This is a genomic window from Citrobacter sp. Cb023, from assembly GCF_030336805.1.
Lineage (GTDB): Bacteria > Pseudomonadota > Gammaproteobacteria > Enterobacterales > Enterobacteriaceae > Citrobacter > Citrobacter braakii.
Genome location: NZ_JAOWCV010000040.1, coordinates 276,345 through 296,787 on the forward strand (window position 1 = coordinate 276,345; position 20,443 = coordinate 296,787).

Consider the following 20,443-nt stretch of genomic DNA (forward strand, 5'->3'; position numbering starts at 1 on the left):
AAGCCGGATACGTCTGTTTATGGCGTTATCCGGCAAATCGACAATCTTAAATGCCAGACTCCAGAATACGAATACTCATGTCCAGCACGTCGCCTTTCACGGCTTCGCTATAGGCTTTCATATGCGGTGTCTGCAAATGCGCTTCAAGATGCGCAATGCTTTCCCACTGTTCAACCATCACGATTGAGTCCGGGGCTGTGGTCTGAAAACTAACGCCAGCTGCATGATCGACCATCGGCGCGTAGCCGTGGCAGCCTTCCTCTTTCAGTACGGTTGGAACGATTTTAGCGAATTGATCCAGTACCGCCTGGCGGTGATGTTGACCTGGACGTGTACGGATTTCTGCAATAACGGTAAGCATGGTTAACTCCTTCTAATTCCAGGTTACCAGTTAACCAAAAATTTCACTCAGATGCTTGCGATATTCTGCGATATAACGCGGGACGTCCGGCATTTTAATCACGTCATTGGTGATAAAGGTCGGCAGCGCTTCCATTCCCAGGAACTGGTTTGCTTTATGGAACGGGAGATAAACGCCATCAACGCCAACGCCATGGAAGAACTGATCTTTTTCAGTAAAAGCTTCCATCGGTGCGTTCCAGGTCAGTGACAGCATGTATTTTTTGCCCTGAATCAGCCCACCGGAGCCGTATTTTTTAGACGCATCTGAACGCGTGCGACCATCGCTGGCATACAGCGTACCGTGACCTTCGGTAAACACGTCATCAATGTATTTTTTCACAGTCCACGGCGCACCCATCCACCAGCCAGGCATTTGCCAGATAACCACATCGGCCCAGACGAAGTTCTGTACTTCATCAGAAATGTCATAGTCGCTGTCGGCGCGCACGATTTTAACATCATGCCCGAGGTCGCGCAGAAGGCCATCCGCGACCTCGGTCAGGGTGTCGTTTAACTGACCGTTGGAGTGGGCGAATTTTTTCGCACCATTGATAATCAGAATGTTGCTCATTTTGTGTCCTCAGGGAAATACGTTTGAAGACGATTTTACCCCTACCAGCGACGCGGTGAAATTAGCAAAATGTGCAAAGTCTTTTGCTATTTGAGCAATAATAACGCAATTACCAACTGACCTTCGCTTCAAAGCCACCTTGCGGAGCGTTGCCAAACGAGGCTGACATTCCATGCAATATTGCGATACGGCGGACAATCGATAGGCCAAGACCGCTGCCGGTCACGCTTTGTCCCGGTGGACGATAAAAGCGTTCCCCGATGTGCGTCAGGACCTCTGGCGCAACGCCAGGACCATTATCCTTGACGCTAAAATTACGGGCGTTGAGCGTCACTTCCACAATGCTACCCCGCGGGCTGTAACGGATCGCATTATCCAGCAGATTTCGTACCATCAGGCTCAGTAACAGCGGCTGTCCTGTGCGCATGATGTTATGCGCGTTAATCTGCAAACGCACGTCGATGTGCGCCTGCTGGGCTGGATGGTAGATATCCATCACCGCGGATTGCAAAAGCTCCTCCAGCGAGATTTCCGCCACATCCTGAAGATTGTCGAGGGAGTCGAGGCGTGAAAGCGTCAGTAACTGATCGACCAGCCTGGTGGCGCGTTCAATTCCCGCATGCAACTGTACCAGCGCTTTTTCCCGCGTTTGCGGGTCGTCGTCTGACAGTTGCACCACTTCTGTTTGTACTTTCAGCGCGGTCAACGGGCTGCGCAGCTCGTGGGCAGCATCAGAAGTGAAGCGCCGTTCGCGGACCATCATGGAATGGGTGCGGGTAAACAACTGATTGAGCGATTCAACCAACGGGCGCACTTCGCTTGGCACACCTTTCGGGTCGAGCGGCTCCTCCGATTCCGGTGAGCGCCAGCGCAGAGCCTGCGCCAGTTTTTTCAGCGGCCTGAGTTCACGGCTAATCATGACCACCAGGATTAGCAACATCAGCGGCAGCGCAATCAACCACGGTGTTAACTGGGCGGTGACGATCGACAGCGCCATATCCTCTCGATACTCCCACTCCTGGCCTACCACAATGCGGTATTTGCCGTCAGCGGAATTCAGCCACAGAAAACGCCATGCGTCGTTGTCCCCCTTGAGTTGGCCATCGGTAAAGCCTTCGTGGGTGTAGCTGTAGGGAATATCCTGGCCGTTGTCGCCATCGTGCAATACCATTTTGCCGTCGATGGTGAAGATGGCAAACGTCAGCGCGTCGTCATCAATATGGCCGTGCTTGAGCTTCTTCGGCGTGCGAGCCATATTGCTTGAGGTGGTGACGTCGCTGATATCCAGCGTACTGAGCCGCTTGGCGAACAGCATCAGTTGGGTATCAAACAGCTCATCGACATTGTCGGTGGTCTGCTTCCAGGCTACAAAGCTGGAAACGGCCCAGGTTGCTGATGCCAGAATCAGAAAAATAAGCGTTAGCCTGACGCGCAGGCTGAGGCGTTGTGTGAGTTTCATGCGTCACCCAGGGTGTAGCCAATGCCATGCACGGTACGGATAAAGTCGCTGCCGAGCTTACGGCGTAAGTGATGGACGTGTACTTCAATCGCATTGCTGGAGACGTTTTCGTCCCAGGTATACAGTTTTTCTTGAATCAGTTTGCGGGGCAGGACGCGACCCTTATTGCGCATCAGCAGCTCCAGTAGCGCGAACTCTTTGGGTTTGAGAGACAAAGGCTCATCTGCCGACGTGGCAACCAGCGCGCCGGGATCAAGCGTCACCTGGCCATGGCGCAATATGTTGCTCGCCTGGCCGCTGGCACGGCGCACCAGCGCCTCCAGCCTGGCGGCAACTTCGATCAGCGCAAAGGGTTTGCACAGATAGTCATCCGCGCCGAGACGCAGACCCTCAACGCGTTCCGCCAGCGCGTCGCGAGCGGTCAGAATCAGCACTGGCTCCTGCTTCCCGTTGGCTCGCCATTCGCGCAAGATCTCCCGTCCGTCGATGCCTGGCAGCGTCAGGTCGAGGATCACCGCATCATAAGGGGCGCTGTAGAGCGCTTCTTTCCCCTGGCGACCCTCGGTAAACCAGTCGATGCTGAAACCCATTTTACTCAGACCTGTTTTCAGGCCGTCGCCGATCAACGTGTCATCTTCGATCAGTAAAATACGCATATGTTCTTCCCTGCAGCCGCTCTCATTAGCGTCAGTAAACCTTGTGACTACAGCCTCTGTACAGCAAAAAAAGTATCTTTTTTTGCCTTAAGAACTTGTTAAGGATTAACTTATTTAATAGTCGTAAACCAAAATGAAAGGGAGACATGACGATGAAAAAATTAGCTGCAATGGTTGCTGTAATGGCACTGTGTTCCGCACCTGTTCTGGCAGCGCAGCAGGGCGGTTTCTCTGGACCGACAACCACCACGCAAAGCCAAAATGGCGGATTTGTCGGCCCGAATGGTAGCAGCGCGACGGTAGAAAGCGCCAAATCACTGCGTGATGACACTTGGGTTACCCTGCGCGGGAACATCGTTGAGCGTATTTCCGACGACCTGTATGTGTTTAAAGATGCGACTGGCACGGTGAATGTGGATATCGACCACAAGCGCTGGAACGGCGTAACCGTCACACCGCAGGATGTGGTTGAAATCCAGGGTGAAGTGGATAAAGACTGGAACTCCGTTGAAATCGACGTGAAACAGATTACCAAAGTTGCCAAATAATCCCCATCAGGGCCGCACTCGTGGCCCTTTTCTTTGTGACTCAACACGCCAGATAGGGTAGTATCTGCGGCAATATTGCCCTTCAATAGAGGGGTACAAAGTTGAGGAACCACGATTAATGAGCGATATGGCAGAGCGCCTGGCGCTGCATGAATTCACGGAAACCGCCTATCTGAACTACTCCATGTACGTCATCATGGACAGGGCGTTGCCGTTTATTGGCGATGGTTTGAAACCCGTTCAGCGTCGCATCGTGTACGCGATGTCCGAACTGGGGCTGAATGCCAGCGCCAAATTTAAAAAATCCGCCCGTACCGTCGGTGACGTACTGGGTAAATACCACCCACACGGCGACATCGCTTGTTATGAAGCGATGGTACTGATGGCGCAGCCGTTCTCTTACCGTTATCCGTTGGTCGACGGGCAGGGGAACTGGGGGGCGCCGGACGATCCGAAATCCTTCGCGGCGATGCGTTATACCGAATCCCGCCTGTCTAAATATGCGGAAGTTCTGCTGGGTGAACTTGGCCAGGGAACGTCGGACTGGGTGCCAAACTTCGACGGCACCATGCAGGAGCCGAAGATGCTGCCTGCGCGTCTGCCAAATATTCTGTTGAACGGCACGACCGGTATTGCCGTTGGTATGGCGACGGACATTCCGCCACACAACCTGCGTGAAGTGGCGAAAGCGGCGATTACCCTGATTGAGCAGCCGAAAACAACGCTGGATCAGTTGCTGGACATCGTGCAGGGGCCGGATTACCCGACCGAAGCGGAGATCATTACCTCGCGGGCGGAGATTCGTAAGATTTACGAAAACGGACGTGGCTCCGTACGTATGCGCGCGGTATGGACGAAAGAAGACGGCGCGGTGGTGATTTCCGCACTGCCGCATCAGGTTTCCGGGGCAAAAGTGCTGGAGCAGATCGCCGCTCAAATGCGCAATAAAAAGCTGCCGATGGTAGACGACCTGCGCGACGAATCGGATCACGAAAACCCGACCCGTCTGGTGATTGTCCCGCGCTCCAATCGTGTGGATATGGAGCAGGTGATGAACCACCTGTTTGCCACCACCGATCTGGAAAAAAGCTACCGCATCAATCTGAATATGATCGGTCTTGATGGTCGTCCGGCGGTGAAAAATCTGCTGGAGATTCTCACCGAATGGCTGGCGTTTCGCCGCGATACCGTACGTCGTCGCCTGAACTATCGTCTGGAAAAAGTGCTTAAACGCCTGCATATCCTTGAAGGTTTGCTGGTGGCGTTCCTCAACATTGACGAAGTGATCGAAATTATTCGTCATGAGGATGAACCTAAGCCCGAGCTGATGTCGCGGTTTGGCATTTCTGAAACCCAGGCTGAAGCCATTCTTGAGCTGAAATTGCGCCACCTTGCCAAACTCGAAGAGATGAAAATCCGCGGCGAGCAGGATGAGCTGGCGAAAGAGCGCGATCAGCTGCAAGGCATTCTGGCTTCCGAGCGTAAAATGAGTAACCTGCTGAAGAAAGAGCTGCAGGCTGATGCCGAGGCCTATGGCGACGAACGCCGCTCTCCGCTGCAGGAACGTGAAGAAGCGAAGGCGATGAGCGAGCACGACATGCTGCCGTCAGAGCCAGTGACCATTGTGCTGTCCCAGAGTGGTTGGGTGCGTAGCGCGAAAGGCCACGACATTGATGCGCCGGGATTAAGCTATAAAGCGGGCGACAGCTTTAAGTCTGCGGTGAAGGGTAAGAGCAACCAGCCAGTGGTGTTCGTGGACTCGACCGGACGCAGTTACGCCATCGACCCGATTACGCTGCCGTCGGCGCGTGGACAGGGTGAACCGCTGACCGGGAAGCTCACGCTGCCGCCGGGCGCGACGGTTGAGCACATGCTGATGGAAGGCGACGATCAGAAACTGCTGATGGCATCCGATGCGGGTTACGGTTTTGTCTGCACCTTCAACGACCTGGTAGCTCGTAACCGTGCTGGTAAGGCATTGATTACGCTGCCAGAAAATTCGCACGTTATGCCGCCGGTTGTGATTGAAGATGAAACCGATATGCTGCTGGCAATCACCCAAGCCGGTCGCATGTTGATGTTCCCGGTAAGCGATTTGCCGCAATTGTCAAAAGGCAAAGGGAACAAGATTATCAATATCCCTTCAGCGGAAGCGGCGAAAGGTGAAGATGGCCTGGCGCAGCTCTACGTGTTGCCGCCACAAAGCACGCTGACTATCCACGTCGGTAAGCGCAAAATTAAACTGCGTCCTGAAGAGTTGCAGAAAGTGACCGGCGAGCGTGGCCGTCGCGGTACGCTAATGCGTGGTCTGCAGCGTATCGATCGCATTGACATTGACTCGCCTCGACGCGCCAGTCACGGCGACAGCGAAGAATAACGCTACCGTCCGGCTCTCCCTGTTTTAGCCCGGGGAGAGCCAACGTTAAAAATTCCCGTGAAACCGTTGTTTATTCGTGCGTTGCGATTAACAATACGCTTTTCCAGAGAGCCGCCCTTAACAAAGCCCTAACCTGATACTGCGTGATGAATCAGGTGACGTAAAATGCCAGGCTCTTAGGCCTCAGAGGTTGTTATGCTATATATTTTTCGTTTAATCATTACTGTTATTTACTGCGTTCTGGTCTGTATTTTCGGTTGCATATACTGTCTGTTCAGCCCACGAAATCCAAAACACGTCGCAACATTCGGTCATATGTTTGGCCGCCTGGCTCCCCTTTATGGCCTGAAGGTTGAGTGCCGCATGCCGGCAGACGCGCAGAACTATGGTAATGCTATCTATATTTGTAATCATCAGAACAACTATGACATGGTTACCGCTGCGAATATCGTTCAGCCGCCGACGGTGACAGTCGGCAAAAAAAGCCTGTTGTGGATCCCATTCTTCGGGCTGCTGTACTGGTTAACCGGCAACCTGCTGATTGACAGAAACAACCGTACCAAAGCGCACAGCACCATTGCGGCGGTGGTGAATCATTTCAAAAAACGTCGTATTTCTATCTGGATGTTCCCGGAAGGAACGCGTAGCCGTGGTCGCGGTCTGCTGCCGTTTAAAACCGGCGCGTTTCATGCGGCGATTGCGGCGGGTGTCCCGGTTATTCCGGTGTGCGTTTCAACCACCTCGAATAAGATAAAACTCAACCGACTCAATAATGGTCTGGCGATTGTAGAGATGTTGCCGCCGATAGATATTAGCCACTTTGGGAAAGATCAGGTTCGTGAACTGGCAGCGCATTGCCGTACGCTGATGGAACAAAAAATCGCAGAACTCGATAAAGAAGTTGCTGAGCGGGAAGCCGCCGGTAAGGTTTAATCCGCGCAATTCGGGTTTGTTACAGGAAAAGATTTCCTGCGTGTTAATCGCCAGTTTTTCATGGAGTTTATATGTCATTCAGTCGGCGTCAGTTCATTCAGGCATCGGGGATCGCACTGTGTGCAGGTGCTGTTCCGCTGAAGGCTAATGCTGCCGGTCAGCAACAACCGTTACCCGTACCTCCGCTGCTGGAGTCCCGTCGGGGGCAGCCGTTATTTATGACGCTGCAACGCGCCCACTGGTCCTTCACGCAAGGCACGCGCGCACCTGTCTGGGGGATTAACGGTCGCTACCTGGGACCGACGATCCGCGTCTGGAAAGGGGATGACGTCAAGCTTATCTACAGCAACCGTCTGACTGAAAATGTCTCGATGACTGTCGCTGGATTACAGGTGCCAGGCCCGCTGATGGGCGGCCCGGCGCGCATGATGTCCCCTAATGCAGACTGGGCACCAGTGCTGCCGATTCGCCAGAATGCCGCTACGCTGTGGTATCACGCCAATACGCCAAATCGTACTGCCCAGCAGGTTTATAACGGTCTTGCCGGGATGTGGTTGATTGAAGATGAAGTGAGTAAATCACTGTCTATTCCCAACCACTACGGCGTGGATGATTTTCCGATCATTATCCAGGACAAGCGTCTGGACAACTTTGGTACACCGGAATATAGCGAACCCGGCAGCGGTGGTTTTGTCGGTGATACACTGCTGGTCAACGGGGCGCAAAGCCCATATGTCGAAGTCTCTCGCGGCTGGGTGCGTTTGCGTTTGCTGAACGCTTCAAACTCGCGTCGTTACCAGTTGCAAATGAGCGATGGCCGCGCGCTGCATGTGATTTCCAGCGATCAGGGCTTTTTACCTGCGCCCGTTTCGGTGAAGCAGCTCTCGCTGGCGCCTGGCGAGCGCCGTGAGATCCTGGTGGATATGACTAACGGAAATGAGGTCTCTATCACCTGTGGTGAGGCGGCCAGCATTGTCGACAGGATCCGCGGATTCTTTGAGCCTTCCAGTATTCTCATCTCCACGCTGGTATTGACGCTGCGCCCGACCGGTCTCCTGCCGCTGGTGACCGACAGTCTGCCAATGCGCCTGCTGCCAACGGAAATCCTCAGTGGTTCACCGATTCGCAGCCGTGATATCAGTCTGGATGACGATCCCGGCATCAACGGTCAGCTGTGGGACGTCAACCGCATGGATATTACCGCTCAGCAGGGCTCCTGGGAGCGCTGGACGGTACGAGCGGATATGCCTCAGTCTTTCCATATCGAAGGCGTCTCGTTCCTGATCCGTAATGTGAATGGCGCAATGCCGTTCCCGGAAGACCGGGGCTGGAAAGATACCGTCTGGGTCGACGGCCAGGTTGAATTACTGGTCTACTACGGACAACCTTCCTGGGCTCATTTCCCGTTCTACTTTAACAGTCAGACGCTGGAAATGGCGGATCGTGGTTCGATCGGACAGATGTTGGTGAACCCGGCGCCGTAATGCGCCGGAGTTTCCGTTACGCCCGCCAGAACATGCGCGAGAACAGGATCAGAATGGGGTAAATCTCCAGACGCCCCATGATCATGGCCGCGCACATCAGAAGTTTTGCCTCCTCGTTTAAGGTGCCAAACGTCGTTGCGGTGATGCCAAACCCCAGGCCCATGTTATTGATGCAGGCGGCAACGGTGGCGAAAGAGGAGAAGAGATCGTAGCCCATCAGATTGAGCGCCCAGATAAAAAAGCTGGTAAATAAAACGTAGAGAAAGAAAAAGCTCCATACCGAACGCACTACTCGGTCGCTTACCACGTTATTGCCCACTTTGATATTCAGCAGGGCGCGAGGATGCGCGAGCTGGTGTAACTCCTGACGGCATTGCTTGAACATAATCAAAAAACGCAGCACCTTAATCCCCCCGCAGGTCGAGCCGATACAACCGCCGAAGAAACTGGCGCTGAGCAGCATGAATATCGTGTGCGAAGGCCACTGCGCATAATCCGCCGTCGACAGGCCATTATCTGTCAGCATGGAGCTGGCCAGAAAAAAGGCATGCACCAGGCTGTCCGTTATCCCGTACATACCCGCCCGCCAGACCTGCCAGGTGGCGATCAGGGTGACAACCAGCGCAATAAGCAGAAAGAAACGCAGCTCGGCATTACGACGAAAGGGCTTAAAGGTACGTTTCACAATAGCTACGTACCAGAGGGTGAAGTTAAACGCAGACAGCAGTGAAAACAGTCCGGCGACTAACTCAATAGCGTGGCTGTTATAAAAGCCGATGCTCTCACTACGGGTGGAAAATCCGCCGAGAGAGACCGTCGACAGCCCGTGGCATAAGGCATCGAAAAACGACATCCCGGCAACCCAGTAGGCCAGAGTACAAATAAGGCCGAGAATGACGTAAGTCAGCCACAGCGTACGTGCGGTATCAGCAAGTCTTGGCGTGAGGCGTTCTTCTTTAAAGGGACCTGGCATTTCAGACTGATACAGCTTCATACCACCAATACCCAGCAGGGGTAATACCGCCACGGCAAGGACAATAACCCCCAGGCCGCCAATAAAATTGAGCTGAGCCCGATAATACAGATACGATTTCGGCAAGGCGCTGACGTCGTCAATTACCGTAGCGCCAGTGGTGGTTATCCCGGAAACCCCTTCGAACAGGGCATCGGCAAAGGAGAGATTTAAGCCATCGTCCATCCACATCGGCATGGCGCTGATAAACGAAAACAGCAGCCAGAACAGGACGATAATGACGAAGCCATCCCGGGTTCGTAGTTGAATTCCTGCATGTTTGGTTGCCAGCCACGCTCCACCGCCGAGGGTAAAGAACGTCATAAATGTGCTGAAAAAAGCGAAAAAGCTCCGCTCTTTATTTAACAGAGCAATGGTCATCGGCGGCAGCATGGAGAAGCTGTAGAGAAGAACCAGAAATCCGCACAGGTGAACAACTACCCGTAACTGGGAAATATGCAGTGAATCGTTGAGTCGCAATGAAAAATCCCCCGCCGAAAAAGAGTTATCTCAGCTGGCCGGCATGGTGTTAATTATGAATGATAAAAATGGGCGTCGTAAAATTTAACAATTTAAATCACTTTCTACTTGTCCGACTCAGACTCCACTTCATTTCTTGCCGACATACAGCGTATAATCCCCGGCCTTTGATTATTTTTTTACCATTTTTGGAAGCACTATGAGCGCAATATCCCTGATCCAGCCGGACAGAGACCTTTTCTCCTGGCCGCAGTACTGGGCTGCCTGTTTTGGCCCGGCACCATTTTTGCCGATGTCACGCGACGAAATGGACCAACTTGGCTGGGATAGCTGCGACATCATTCTGGTTACCGGCGATGCATACGTCGATCATCCCAGCTTTGGCATGGCAATTTGCGGCCGTATGCTGGAAGCGCAGGGCTTTCGTGTTGGGATTATCGCCCAGCCGGAGTGGAACAACAAAGACGATTTTATGCGTTTGGGTAAACCGAACCTGTTCTTTGGTGTAACCGCAGGCAACATGGATTCGATGATCAACCGTTATACCGCCGATCGACGACTGCGCCATGACGATGCTTATACGCCAGACAACGTGGCGGGCAAACGCCCGGACCGCGCGACGCTGGTCTATACCCAGCGCTGTAAGGAAGCATGGAAAGATGTGCCGGTTATTCTCGGCGGTATTGAGGCCAGCCTGCGCCGTACCGCGCACTACGACTACTGGTCTGATACCGTTCGTCGCTCCGTGCTGGTGGATTCAAAAGCCGACATGCTGATGTTCGGTAACGGCGAACGTCCGCTGGTGGAAGTGGCGCATCGTCTGGCGATGGGTGAAACTATCGATCAGATCCGCGACGTGCGTAACACCGCGATTATGGTTAAAGAAGCGCTGCCGGGCTGGAGTGGGGTGGATTCCACGCGTCTCGACACGCCGGGCAAAATTGACCCGATCCCGCATCCATACGGCGAGGATTTGCCGTGTGCCGACAACAAACCTGTCGCACCGAAAAAGCAGGAAGCGAAAGCGGTAACTGTACAGCCGCCGCGCCCGAAACCGTGGGAAAAAACCTACGTGCTGCTGCCGTCCTTCGAAAAAGTGAAGGGCGATAAAGTGCTGTATGCACATGCGTCGCGTATCCTGCACCACGAAACCAACCCAGGCTGTGCGCGCGCGCTGATGCAAAAGCATGGCGATCGCTACATCTGGATCAACCCGCCAGCCATTCCGCTCTCTACCGAAGAAATGGACAGCGTCTTTGCGCTGCCGTACAAGCGCGTGCCGCATCCGGCGTATGGCGACAGCCGCATTCCGGCCTATGAGATGATCCGTTTCTCGATCAACATTATGCGTGGCTGTTTTGGCGGCTGCTCGTTCTGTTCGATCACCGAGCACGAAGGCCGCATTATCCAGAGCCGCTCTGAAGACTCGATCATCAATGAAATCGAAGCTATTCGCGACACCGTTCCAGGCTTTACCGGCGTGATTTCCGATCTCGGCGGCCCAACGGCGAACATGTATATGCTGCGCTGTAAGTCACCGCGTGCGGAGCAAACCTGCCGTCGTTTGTCATGCGTCTACCCGGATATCTGTCCGCATATGGATACCAACCACGAGCCGACGATTAACCTCTATCGCCGTGCGCGTGATTTGAAAGGCATTAAAAAGATCCTTATCGCTTCAGGTGTGCGCTATGACATCGCGGTTGAAGATCCGCGCTATATCAAAGAGCTGGCGACTCACCACGTGGGCGGCTATCTGAAGATTGCGCCAGAGCATACTGAAGAAGGCCCGCTGTCGAAGATGATGAAGCCGGGGATGGGCAGCTACGATCGCTTCAAGGAATTGTTTGACACTTACTCTAAACAGGCCGGTAAAGAGCAGTACCTGATCCCGTACTTTATTTCTGCGCATCCTGGGACGCGTGACGAGGATATGGTGAATCTGGCGCTGTGGCTGAAGCAACGTCGTTTCCGTCTGGATCAGGTGCAGAACTTCTATCCATCACCATTGGCGAACTCCACAACCATGTATTACACCGGGAAAAACCCGCTGGGTAAAATTGGTTACAAGAGTGAAGACGTGGTGGTGCCGAAAGGTGATAAACAGCGTCGTCTGCATAAAGCGCTGCTGCGTTACCACGACCCAGCTAACTGGCCGTTAATCCGCCAGGCGCTGGAAGATATGGGGAAAAAGCATCTGATCGGTGGTCGTCGCGAATGTCTGGTTCCGGCGCCTACGCTGGAAGAGATGCGCGAAGCGCGTCGCCAGAACCGTCATACCCGTCCGGCGTTGACCAAGCACACGCCTGTGGCGCATCAGCGCCAGACGCCCGCCGCGAACAAAAAACGTGGGAAAGTAGCAGGGCGCTAATCTGTCTTGCCCGGGAGTGAAATGTTTACCGGGCCTGAAAGACCGTCGGCCGGATAAGGTGCCATCTGGCGGAAGTGTTCAGTAATTATGCCTCACGAATTCTGGCCGCTAATGCGGCCAGTTTTGCATCATCCGCCCGTTCATGATCGTGTGACGACAGATATCCTTCATACTGCTCGAAAAATTGGTTCTGCTGCGATTCAATCGGCTTCCAGTGGGGCAGATCGCATGGGACTCAATTAGCTGTGCACGTGGTCTACGTCGAAATTCAAATCAGTAAAGGCCCGACGAGAGGTCGGGCAGGAGAGAAGGGGTTAACCGCCGAACTGGTCCGGGTCTGGTCCCAGACGTTTGCCCTGATCGAGCTTTGCGATTTCGCCTAATTCATCTTTATCCAGGCGGAAGTCCCAGACGTTAAAGTTTTCTGCGATACGCGCAGGGGTGACTGATTTCGGAATAACCACCAGGCCGCTATCCAGATGCCAGCGGATGACAATCTGCGCCGGTGATTTGCCATATTTCTCCGCGAGATCGCGGATAATCTTTTGATCAAAGACGTCTTTGCCGCCCTGCGCCAGCGGGCTCCAGGATTCGGTCTGGATTTTATGCGTTGCGTTCCAGGCGTGCAGTTGGCGCTGTTGCATAAGCGGATGAAGTTCTATCTGGTTAATCACCGGTGGTACGCCGGTTTCATCCATCAGTCGCTGGAGATGATTGATCTGAAAGTTACACACGCCGATGCTCTTAATCAGCCCTTCTTTTTGCAGATCGATCATGCTTTCCCACGCTTCAACGTAGTGGTCGATCGCCGGCACTGGCCAGTGCATCAGATAAAGATCGAGGTAATCGAGCTGGAGTTTCTCCATGCTTTCGAGCAAGGCTTCCCGAGGGCGTTTCTGGTCATCATTCCACAGCTTGGTGGTGATGAATAACTCTTCCCGCGGTACGCCCGCATCGCGTATTGCTTTGCCGACACCTTCTTCGTTTTTGTACGCTGCAGCGGTATCAATTGAGCGATACCCCACTTCCAGCGCTTTATGAATGGCGGTGATGACCTCTTCGTTACTTGCCTTCCAGACCCCCAGGCCCAGCTGCGGCATGACGTTACCATCCTGTAGTTTAATAATGGTTGGACCGGTCATAATTCCTCCCCTGAATTGAGTTTACCGAGGCAAGCCCCGGTAAGTTAGGTGTGACTTAAGTCTGGCCTATCCTCGTCATACTTCAAGCTGCATATGCGTTGGCTTTATTACGCGGCCCATCCATGAGCCTCGCCCTTTCAGGTCCGCTGCAAGCAGCGTTCAAATCTGCTCCCGGCAGGTTTGTCGTTTCACCCCCAGTCACTGACTTATGTAAGCTCCTGGGGATTCTCTCCTTTGCCGCCTTTATGCAACTCGAAATATTTAGAATATAAATACCCAAAAATGAAAGGCGGAGGTGAAAAAACCTTAGCGGGCAGCTTCGTAAATCCGACGGCTGACCTCGAGCGTAATGTCCTGATGTTCGCCCAGTTTTGTACCGCCGTGCGCTTGCAGTTTTTCCAGTAGCGCCGGGATGGAGCTACCGTCCAGGCCGTAGTCAGACAGACGAGTCGGTACGCCCATTTGTTCGAAGAAAGCGCGGGTTGCGGCAATAGCGGCGTCGATGCGTTGGTCATCGGAACCTTCAGTGATATTCCAGATACGCTCTGCGTATTGCAACAGTTTGGCACGTTTGGTATCGCGTTTTTCATTCCACAGTGCTGGCAGAACGATAGCCAATGTTTGAGCATGATCCAGACCGTGCATTGCGGTCAGTTCGTGGCCCAGCATATGCGTTGCCCAGTCTTGTGGTACGCCTGCGCCAATCAGACCGTTCAGCGCCTGGGTTGCCGCCCACATAACGTTCGCACGCACGTTGTAATTTTCCGGCTCCTGCAATGCTTTCGGGCCTTCTTCTACCAGCGTAAGCAGAATACCTTCGGCAAAGCGATCCTGAATTTTCCCGTCTACCGGATAAGTCACATACTGCTCAACGGTATGTACGAAGGCATCTACGACGCCGTTCGCAACCTGACGCGGCGGCAGGGTATAGGTGTAAACCGGATCCAGCACGGCAAATACCGGCTGCACAAATGGGGTCATAAAGGCCAGCTTATCGCCGGTGGTTTTACGCGAAATGACCGCGCCGGAGTTAGATTCAGAGCCGGTTGCTGGCAGGGTTAATACGGAGCCCATCGGGATAGCGCTTGTTACGTCGTTGCCGTGGGTTTCCAGAATGCGCCATGGATCGATGCCGTCAACGTATTGTGCCGCTGCCGCGATGAATTTGGTGCCATCCAGCACCGAACCGCCGCCTACCGCCAGCAGGAACGTCACTTTCTCATCACGCACGATTTTTACCGCGTTCATCAGCGTTTCATAAGACGGGTTCGGCTCAATACCGCCAAACTCCAGCACGTCCAGGCCTTTCAGCGCATCCTGAACCTGTGCCAGGACACCGGTTTTTTTCACGCTACCGCCGCCATAGGTAACCAATACGCGAGCATCCTGAGGGATTTGATCGCGCAGCTCAGCAATCGCACCTTTACCAAACAGAATGCGGGTTGGGGTATGGAGATTAAAGTTGTTCATTGCTCGTTCCCTTATGTGGGTAAAAAAAAGAGGGCAGGAGAGTGTCTGCCGGATGATGAACATTGTGGTCGTCAGCCGCGCTGCTCTCAATGCTCATTTCTGCCGATGTCTTGCCCATTTCTACAGACTGCTGGAGAAAACGGATAAATCTGCGCATTATGTCAGGGTTGCAAACCGATGATGAAATGGTGCTCTATGAACCGTGATGAGATCTGCCTTCTGCTGACAGATAAAATTAAGCAGCTGAAAAACAATGAAAATAAACTCAGCGAACTGCTGCCAGATGTCCGCCTGCTGCACGGCACTGAGCCGGCAGCGCGTACACCGGTAATGTATCAGCCAGGAATCATATTTCTCTTTTCGGGACATAAAATTGGTTATATCAATGAACGTGTATTTCGTTATGACGCCAACGAATACCTGTTGCTAACCGTACCGTTACCCTTTGAATGTGAAACGTATGCAACGCCGGAGGTTCCCCTGGCCGGTATCTACCTGAATGTCGATATTCTGCAATTGCAGGAGCTGTTGATGGACATTGGGGAAGATGAGCTGTTCCAGCCCGCCATGGCGGCCAGCGGGATCAACTCCGCGACGCTTTCTGACGAAATACTGTGCGCCGCTGAGCGCCTGCTGGATGTGATGGAGCGACCGCTGGATGCGCGTATTCTGGGGAAACAGATTATTCGCGAGATCCTCTACCATGTGCTGACCGGGCCGCGCGGCGGCGCATTACTGGCGCTGGTTAGCCGCCAGACGCATTTCAGTTTGATAAGCCGGGTGCTGAAGCGCATTGAAACCAAATACACCGAAAATCTCAATGTCGAACAGCTGGCGGCAGAAGCGAACATGAGCGTGTCGGCGTTTCATCATAATTTTAAAGCGGTGACCAGCACGTCGCCGCTGCAATACCTGAAGAGCTATCGTCTGCATAAAGCACGGATGATGATGATCCACGACGGGATGAAGGCCAGTGCGGCTGCCATGCGCGTCGGCTATGAGAGCGCATCGCAATTCAGTCGGGAATTCAAACGTTTCTTTGGCGTAACGCCGGGGGAGGATGCGGCCAGAATTCGAATGATGCAGGGGAGTTAAACTTACTCAGCGCTGGCCTGATAAGCGAAACGTCATCAGGCGAAAATGCCGGGGGAACCCCGGCCTACGGTTAATACTCAGGCGCTACAGTATTTTTTTTTAATCACGACAAACAGGGTTCCCAACAGACCCGCGGTTAACAGGGCAATCGGCAGGATCATTAAAAAGGTCATCACCTGATCTTCATGGCGTTTGACGAACGGGATCATGCTCAGCGCATAGCCAAAGCCGGTGACGACGGTGACCCACAGCAGACCGCTCAGCCAGTTAAAAAACTGGAACCGACGGTTTGGCAGACCCGAAATTCCCGCCATTGTTGGCAGCAAGGTACGAACGAATGCCAGGAAACGCCCAGCCAGCAGTGCCATCAGCCCGTGTTGGTCAAACATGCAGGTAGCGCGCTGATGATATTTATCAGGTAATTGCGCCAGCCAGCCTTTTACCGTCCGTGTGTTGCCCAGCCAGCGTCCCTGAATGTAGCTCAGCCAGCAGCCCAGACTGGCTGCGGCAGTCAGAATAGCTATGGTAGGTATAAAACTCATCACGTCCTGAGCGATCAGCGCCCCTGCCAGCAATAACAGGCTGTCTCCGGGTAAAAAGGAGGCAGGCAGCAGGCCATTTTCTAAAAACAGTGTGGCGAACATTACGAAGTACACCACGCTCACAACGTGCGGATCCGCCAACGCGGCAAAATCGTGTTGCCAAAGCGCGGAGACAATATCTTGAATGACTACCATGGACTTTCCTGTGGAACAGCGTTTATGTGTGGATTGTACTCCTGAATTGTCCGGGATGCCTTGATCCCGGACGCAACAATTGCAGACTTTTCCACCAGAAGTGTCTGCATATATGTCCATCTATGGCAATTTTACTCGATTCGGGCAAATCCTGCGGCCAAATCGGCAATCAGATCGTCAACATTCTCTAAACCGATATGCAAACGGATGAGCGTTCCGCTGAAGTCCACCTCGCCTTGCGGACGGATTGCCGCAATGTGTTCCGGCTGATTAGCGAGAATCAGCGACTCAAAACCGCCCCAGGAGTAGGCCATGCTGAACAGGCTGAAGTGGTCCAGATACGCGGCCAGCTCTTCATGATTTAGTTTCTTATTCAATACAAATGAGAACAGTCCGCTGCTGCCGGTGAAATCACGCTTCCAGAATTCGTGGCCTTTACTGCCGGGCAGCGCGGGGTGGTTCACGCGGGCGACCTGCGGATGACTGGCCAGCCACTCTGCGACCTTTAAGCTGCTTTCATGATGTTGGCGCAGGCGGACGCTTAGCGTACGCAGTCCGCGGCTGGTCATATAGGCGGTATCGGCGTCCAGCATTTGCCCCATCAGATAGGCATTTTCGCGCAGTTGATCCCAGCAACGGGCATTAGCAACCGCAGTGCCGACCATGGCGTCGGAATGGCCAATCAGATATTTGGTGCCAGCCTGAATAGAAATATCGATGCCAAAATCCAGCGCTTTGAACAGCACCCCGGCAGCCCAAGTGTTATCAATTATGATGATCGCATCCGGCGCGACGCTTCTGACGGCGGCAACAATAGCAGGGACATCATGTACTTCCATGGTGACAGAGCCGGGAGATTCCAGAAATACGACTTTAGTGTTCGGCTGTATGTGCTTCACAATATCGGCACCAACCAGCGGATCGAACCATCCGGTGGACACGCCGAGTTTGCCGAGAATTTTGGTGCAGAAATCCTGGCTGGGTTCATAGGCGGTGTTGGTCATCAGCACATGATCCCCTTGTTCCACAAAGGCGAGGATGGTGTTGGCAACGGCCGCCGCGCCGCAGGGGAATAACGCACAACCCGCGCCGCCTTCCAGTTCACACATTGCCTCCTGCAGGGAAAAATGCGTCAAGGTTCCGCGACGTCCATAGAAAAGCGCACCGTTAGCACGGTTGTGCGTAGCCTGCTTTTTGGCCTCTACGGTGTCAAACACTAGCGAAGAAGCGCGCTGGATCACGCTATTTACCGCGCCCAGCGTGTACTTTTTACTGCGTCCTGCGTGAACGAGTTTGGTTTCAAGTTGCTTATCTGCCATGTCGTCTTACCTGTTTTTATACGTCTGGATGTCTAAACTACCATGAATCAAAGATGACGCATCCTGCAGAACGGTCATACAGTAGAAAATAATCTCAAAATGCTTCTGGTGACTTTTTTACTGCGTAAGCGCAAGGAAAAGAAACCAAAGGTGCGGCAATATGTAAATAGTAATGAGAACGACTATCAATTCGACGTCGTTTTGATATCATTACGCTCAGATTTTGTGATTTGCGTCCTGGAGATACAGAGTGGGTAATAATTTGATGCAGACGGATCTTTCCGTCTGGGGTATGTATCAGCACGCCGATATCGTGGTTAAGTGCGTGATGATTGGGCTGATTTTGGCATCAGTGGTCACCTGGGCTATCTTCTTTAGTAAGAGCCTTGAGTTCTTTACTCAGAAACGCCGCCTTAAGCGTGAACAGCAACTGCTGGCGGACGCCCGCTCTTTAGACCAGGCAAATGAGATTGCTGCAGGATTTGATGGCAAAAGCCTAGGCGCACAGTTGATTTACGAAGCGCAGAACGAACTGGAATTGTCAGAAGGCAGCGACGACAACGAAGGTATTAAAGAGCGTACCGGTTTCCGTCTGGAGCGTCGTGTGGCGGCGGTAGGTCGTCATATGGGACGTGGTAACGGCTACCTGGCCACCATCGGGGCTATCTCTCCATTTGTGGGTCTGTTCGGTACCGTATGGGGCATCATGAATAGCTTCATCGGGATTGCACAAACCCAAACGACCAACCTGGCCGTTGTTGCGCCGGGTATCGCAGAAGCTCTGTTAGCGACGGCGATCGGTCTGGTCGCGGCAATTCCTGCGGTCGTTATCTACAACATTTTCGCACGTCAGATTGGCAGCTATAAAGCGATGCTGGGCGATGTCGCGGCACAGGTACTGTTGCTGCAAAGTCGCGATCTGGACCTGAACGCTAGCGCTTCTGCCCATCCGGTACGTGCAGCGCAGAAATTACGTGTAGGATAATGTTCCATGGCAATGAGCTTTAATGAAAACCTGGACGATAACGGTGAAATGCATGAAATCAACGTGACGCCGTTTATCGATGTTATGTTGGTTTTATTGATCATCTTTATGGTGGCCGCACCGTTGGCAACGGTGGATGTGAAGGTGAATCTCCCGGCTTCCACCAGCACGCCGCAGCCGCGTCCGGAAAAACCGGTTTACCTGTCTGTTAAAGCCGATAAGAGTATGTTTATTGGCAACAATCAGGTGACGGATGACACCATGATTAGCGAATTAAATACGCTGACCGATGGGAAGAAAGACACCACGATTTTCTTCCGTGCGGATAAAACCGTCGATTATGAAACCATGATGAAAGTTATGGATACGCTGCATCAGGCGGGTTTCCTGAAGATTGGTCTGGTCGGTGAAGAGACCGTGAAAGCGAAGTAATCCTGATTGCCGGGTAATGGTTGTTGCCTTACCCGGCCTTCCTCTCCTGATTCAGCTCTCCCCACACGCCCTTATCTGTCCTCATCCAGTGCGACTGCCGTTATCCTGGTGGGTTCGTAGTTCCCTTCAGACAGTTTACGCGTCAGGCGTAAGGTGGCTGTTTCTCGCTTGAGTATATGCTGGTATGTGCTCTCCAGCCGGGCCATGATTTTGTCCCGTAGTTCTGGTTGCTGCTCCATAATGGCTTCAATCGCGGCGCCATAGATCTCTTCTTTAGCCTGTAGCGCATAAATTTCGCGACGATTTTGCCATTTCATCCGCACTAGCGCGGCGGGAATAGAGACCATCTCCTGGGCAACGCTTTCCAACGTCGCATTTTTATTGGCAATCAATACGGCCAAATTTTGCTTTAAGACAAACTCATCGCTTTTATGGTCATCTAAAGCCAAATAAACATTATTATCCTCAACATCTTTCATTTTATTTCTCTTCCAGAGAATAAAAAATAGGATCGCTGGTCTCACGCGTAATTAAATTAAGCCAAATTTTATTGCCCTGTTCATTTACGCTGGCTGTTTTTGTCGATAAAATTTTACTTAATTCTTGAGCGTTAATGTCGCCTTCCGCTTGTAGTGAATTGAGCAGGCGAGTGAAGGACTCAATTTTTGCGGCACGAAACAGGCGCTCTTTTAAATGGCGATCGCACTCTTCAAATAACATATTGCGCGCCTGGCCGTTAGCGGTAGAGCTAATCAAAATATCGGGTTCGTAATCGCTTAATGTTCTCTTTCCCTGAGTCAAATTTTCACTATTATCTGTGGAACTGGTATTAGTAGATGAGCTGGATAAGTGAAAACGCGAGGGAACAAGATGCTCGGGAAGCATGTTGAAATATCCTTTGATGCCAATGATATGTTGTTCTAAATAAACCAGGCTGCGTTGACAATAGCATGGCGTAATTTTAAAATCA

Annotated in this window: 19 protein-coding genes and 1 pseudogene; 8 read left to right on the forward strand and 12 right to left on the reverse strand. The window is 52.8% G+C overall.

Going from position 1 to position 20,443, the window contains the following annotated elements; all coding sequences use genetic code 11:
- Nucleotides 1–46 precede the first annotated feature (46 nt).
- The 4 genes from OGW44_RS22215 to qseB all read right to left on the reverse strand — a co-directional run bounded on the left by OGW44_RS22215 (nt 47) and on the right by qseB (nt 3,088).
- Nucleotides 47–361, reverse strand: coding sequence for a putative quinol monooxygenase (locus OGW44_RS22215; protein ID WP_016154515.1), 315 nt, complete (start codon nt 359–361; stop codon nt 47–49).
- A 30-nt stretch (nt 362–391) separates the two neighbouring features.
- Nucleotides 392–973, reverse strand: coding sequence for an NAD(P)H-dependent oxidoreductase (locus OGW44_RS22220; RefSeq protein ID WP_016154514.1), 582 nt, complete (start codon nt 971–973; stop codon nt 392–394).
- A 109-nt stretch (nt 974–1,082) separates the two neighbouring features.
- Nucleotides 1,083–2,432: a quorum sensing histidine kinase QseC gene (qseC, locus tag OGW44_RS22225; RefSeq protein ID WP_053388755.1), complete on the reverse strand. Its 1,350-nt coding sequence runs from the start codon at nt 2,430–2,432 to the stop codon at nt 1,083–1,085.
- Nucleotides 2,429–3,088 carry a quorum sensing response regulator transcription factor QseB gene (qseB, locus tag OGW44_RS22230; RefSeq protein ID WP_047358644.1) on the reverse strand — a complete coding sequence of 220 codons (660 nt, stop codon included), beginning with the start codon at nt 3,086–3,088 and terminating at the stop codon, nt 2,429–2,431. The genes qseC and qseB overlap by 4 nt, the downstream gene beginning before the upstream one ends.
- 152 nt (nt 3,089–3,240) lie before the next feature.
- Here qseB and OGW44_RS22235 point away from each other — a divergent pair, with 152 nt between their 5' ends.
- The 4 genes from OGW44_RS22235 (at nt 3,241) to ftsP (ending at nt 8,430) form a co-directional block, all read left to right on the forward strand.
- The gene (locus OGW44_RS22235) at nt 3,241–3,636 is read left to right on the forward strand and encodes a YgiW/YdeI family stress tolerance OB fold protein (RefSeq protein ID WP_016154511.1); all 396 of its coding nucleotides are present in this window, start codon (nt 3,241–3,243) and stop codon (nt 3,634–3,636) included.
- A 118-nt stretch (nt 3,637–3,754) separates the two neighbouring features.
- A complete protein-coding gene (gene parC / locus OGW44_RS22240) occupies nt 3,755–6,013 on the forward strand; it encodes a DNA topoisomerase IV subunit A (RefSeq protein ID WP_185654429.1) in 2,259 nt (752 codons plus the stop codon).
- A 195-nt stretch (nt 6,014–6,208) separates the two neighbouring features.
- Nucleotides 6,209–6,946, forward strand: a complete 738-nt coding sequence (gene plsC / locus OGW44_RS22245) for a 1-acylglycerol-3-phosphate O-acyltransferase (RefSeq protein WP_049268740.1) — start codon at nt 6,209–6,211, stop codon at nt 6,944–6,946.
- 71 nt (nt 6,947–7,017) lie between these two features.
- Entirely contained in the window at nt 7,018–8,430 is a 1,413-nt protein-coding gene (gene ftsP, locus OGW44_RS22250) for a cell division protein FtsP (RefSeq protein WP_016154508.1), read from the forward strand.
- A 16-nt stretch (nt 8,431–8,446) separates the two neighbouring features.
- Here ftsP and OGW44_RS22255 read toward each other — a convergent pair whose 3' ends face one another.
- Nucleotides 8,447–9,922, reverse strand: a complete 1,476-nt coding sequence (locus OGW44_RS22255; RefSeq protein WP_080859500.1) for a TrkH family potassium uptake protein — start codon at nt 9,920–9,922, stop codon at nt 8,447–8,449.
- 199 nt (nt 9,923–10,121) lie between these two features.
- On the opposite strand from OGW44_RS22255, the gene OGW44_RS22260 reads away from it, so the two are divergent.
- A complete protein-coding gene (locus tag OGW44_RS22260) occupies nt 10,122–12,293 on the forward strand; it encodes a YgiQ family radical SAM protein (RefSeq protein WP_003024532.1) in 2,172 nt (723 codons plus the stop codon).
- Nucleotides 12,294–12,378: 85 nt separating this feature from the next.
- On the opposite strand, the pseudogene OGW44_RS22265 reads toward OGW44_RS22260, so the two are convergent.
- From OGW44_RS22265 to yqhD, 3 genes and pseudogenes are all read right to left on the reverse strand, one after another.
- A pseudogene (locus OGW44_RS22265) lies at nt 12,379–12,519 on the reverse strand (hypothetical protein); the annotation flags it as partial.
- Nucleotides 12,520–12,607: 88 nt separating this feature from the next.
- Nucleotides 12,608–13,435: a 2,5-didehydrogluconate reductase DkgA gene (dkgA, locus tag OGW44_RS22270; RefSeq protein ID WP_016154506.1), complete on the reverse strand. Its 828-nt coding sequence runs from the start codon at nt 13,433–13,435 to the stop codon at nt 12,608–12,610.
- A 306-nt stretch (nt 13,436–13,741) separates the two neighbouring features.
- On the reverse strand, nt 13,742–14,905 hold the full coding sequence (gene yqhD / locus OGW44_RS22275; RefSeq protein WP_104651870.1) for an alcohol dehydrogenase: 1,164 nt from the start codon (nt 14,903–14,905) through the stop codon (nt 13,742–13,744).
- Nucleotides 14,906–15,100: 195 nt separating this feature from the next.
- Here yqhD and OGW44_RS22280 point away from each other — a divergent pair, with 195 nt between their 5' ends.
- Nucleotides 15,101–16,000: an AraC family transcriptional regulator gene (locus tag OGW44_RS22280; RefSeq protein ID WP_029139662.1), complete on the forward strand. Its 900-nt coding sequence runs from the start codon at nt 15,101–15,103 to the stop codon at nt 15,998–16,000.
- Between the two features lie 77 nt (nt 16,001–16,077).
- On the opposite strand, the gene yghB is transcribed toward OGW44_RS22280, so the two are convergent.
- Both yghB and metC read right to left on the reverse strand, forming a co-directional pair.
- Nucleotides 16,078–16,737 carry a DedA family general envelope maintenance protein YghB gene (gene yghB / locus OGW44_RS22285; protein WP_016154504.1) on the reverse strand — a complete coding sequence of 220 codons (660 nt, stop codon included), beginning with the start codon at nt 16,735–16,737 and terminating at the stop codon, nt 16,078–16,080.
- A 131-nt stretch (nt 16,738–16,868) separates the two neighbouring features.
- Entirely contained in the window at nt 16,869–18,056 is a 1,188-nt protein-coding gene (gene metC, locus OGW44_RS22290; protein ID WP_016157474.1) for a cystathionine beta-lyase, read from the reverse strand.
- A gap of 250 nt (nt 18,057–18,306) precedes the next feature.
- Here metC and exbB point away from each other — a divergent pair, with 250 nt between their 5' ends.
- Both exbB and exbD read left to right on the forward strand, forming a co-directional pair.
- A complete protein-coding gene (gene exbB, locus OGW44_RS22295; protein ID WP_016154502.1) occupies nt 18,307–19,041 on the forward strand; it encodes a tol-pal system-associated acyl-CoA thioesterase in 735 nt (244 codons plus the stop codon).
- Between the two features lie 6 nt (nt 19,042–19,047).
- Complete coding sequence (exbD, locus tag OGW44_RS22300) at nt 19,048–19,473, forward strand: TonB system transport protein ExbD (protein WP_016154501.1); 426 nt, start codon at nt 19,048–19,050, stop codon at nt 19,471–19,473.
- A 71-nt stretch (nt 19,474–19,544) separates the two neighbouring features.
- Here the strand turns inward: exbD and OGW44_RS22305 are convergent, their stop codons facing one another.
- Both OGW44_RS22305 and OGW44_RS22310 read right to left on the reverse strand, forming a co-directional pair.
- Nucleotides 19,545–19,952, reverse strand: a complete 408-nt coding sequence (locus OGW44_RS22305) for a hypothetical protein (protein ID WP_016154500.1) — start codon at nt 19,950–19,952, stop codon at nt 19,545–19,547.
- Nucleotide 19,953: 1 nt separating this feature from the next.
- Nucleotides 19,954–20,358 carry a hypothetical protein gene (locus OGW44_RS22310; RefSeq protein ID WP_016154499.1) on the reverse strand — a complete coding sequence of 135 codons (405 nt, stop codon included), beginning with the start codon at nt 20,356–20,358 and terminating at the stop codon, nt 19,954–19,956.
- Nucleotides 20,359–20,443: the final 85 nt, after the last annotated feature.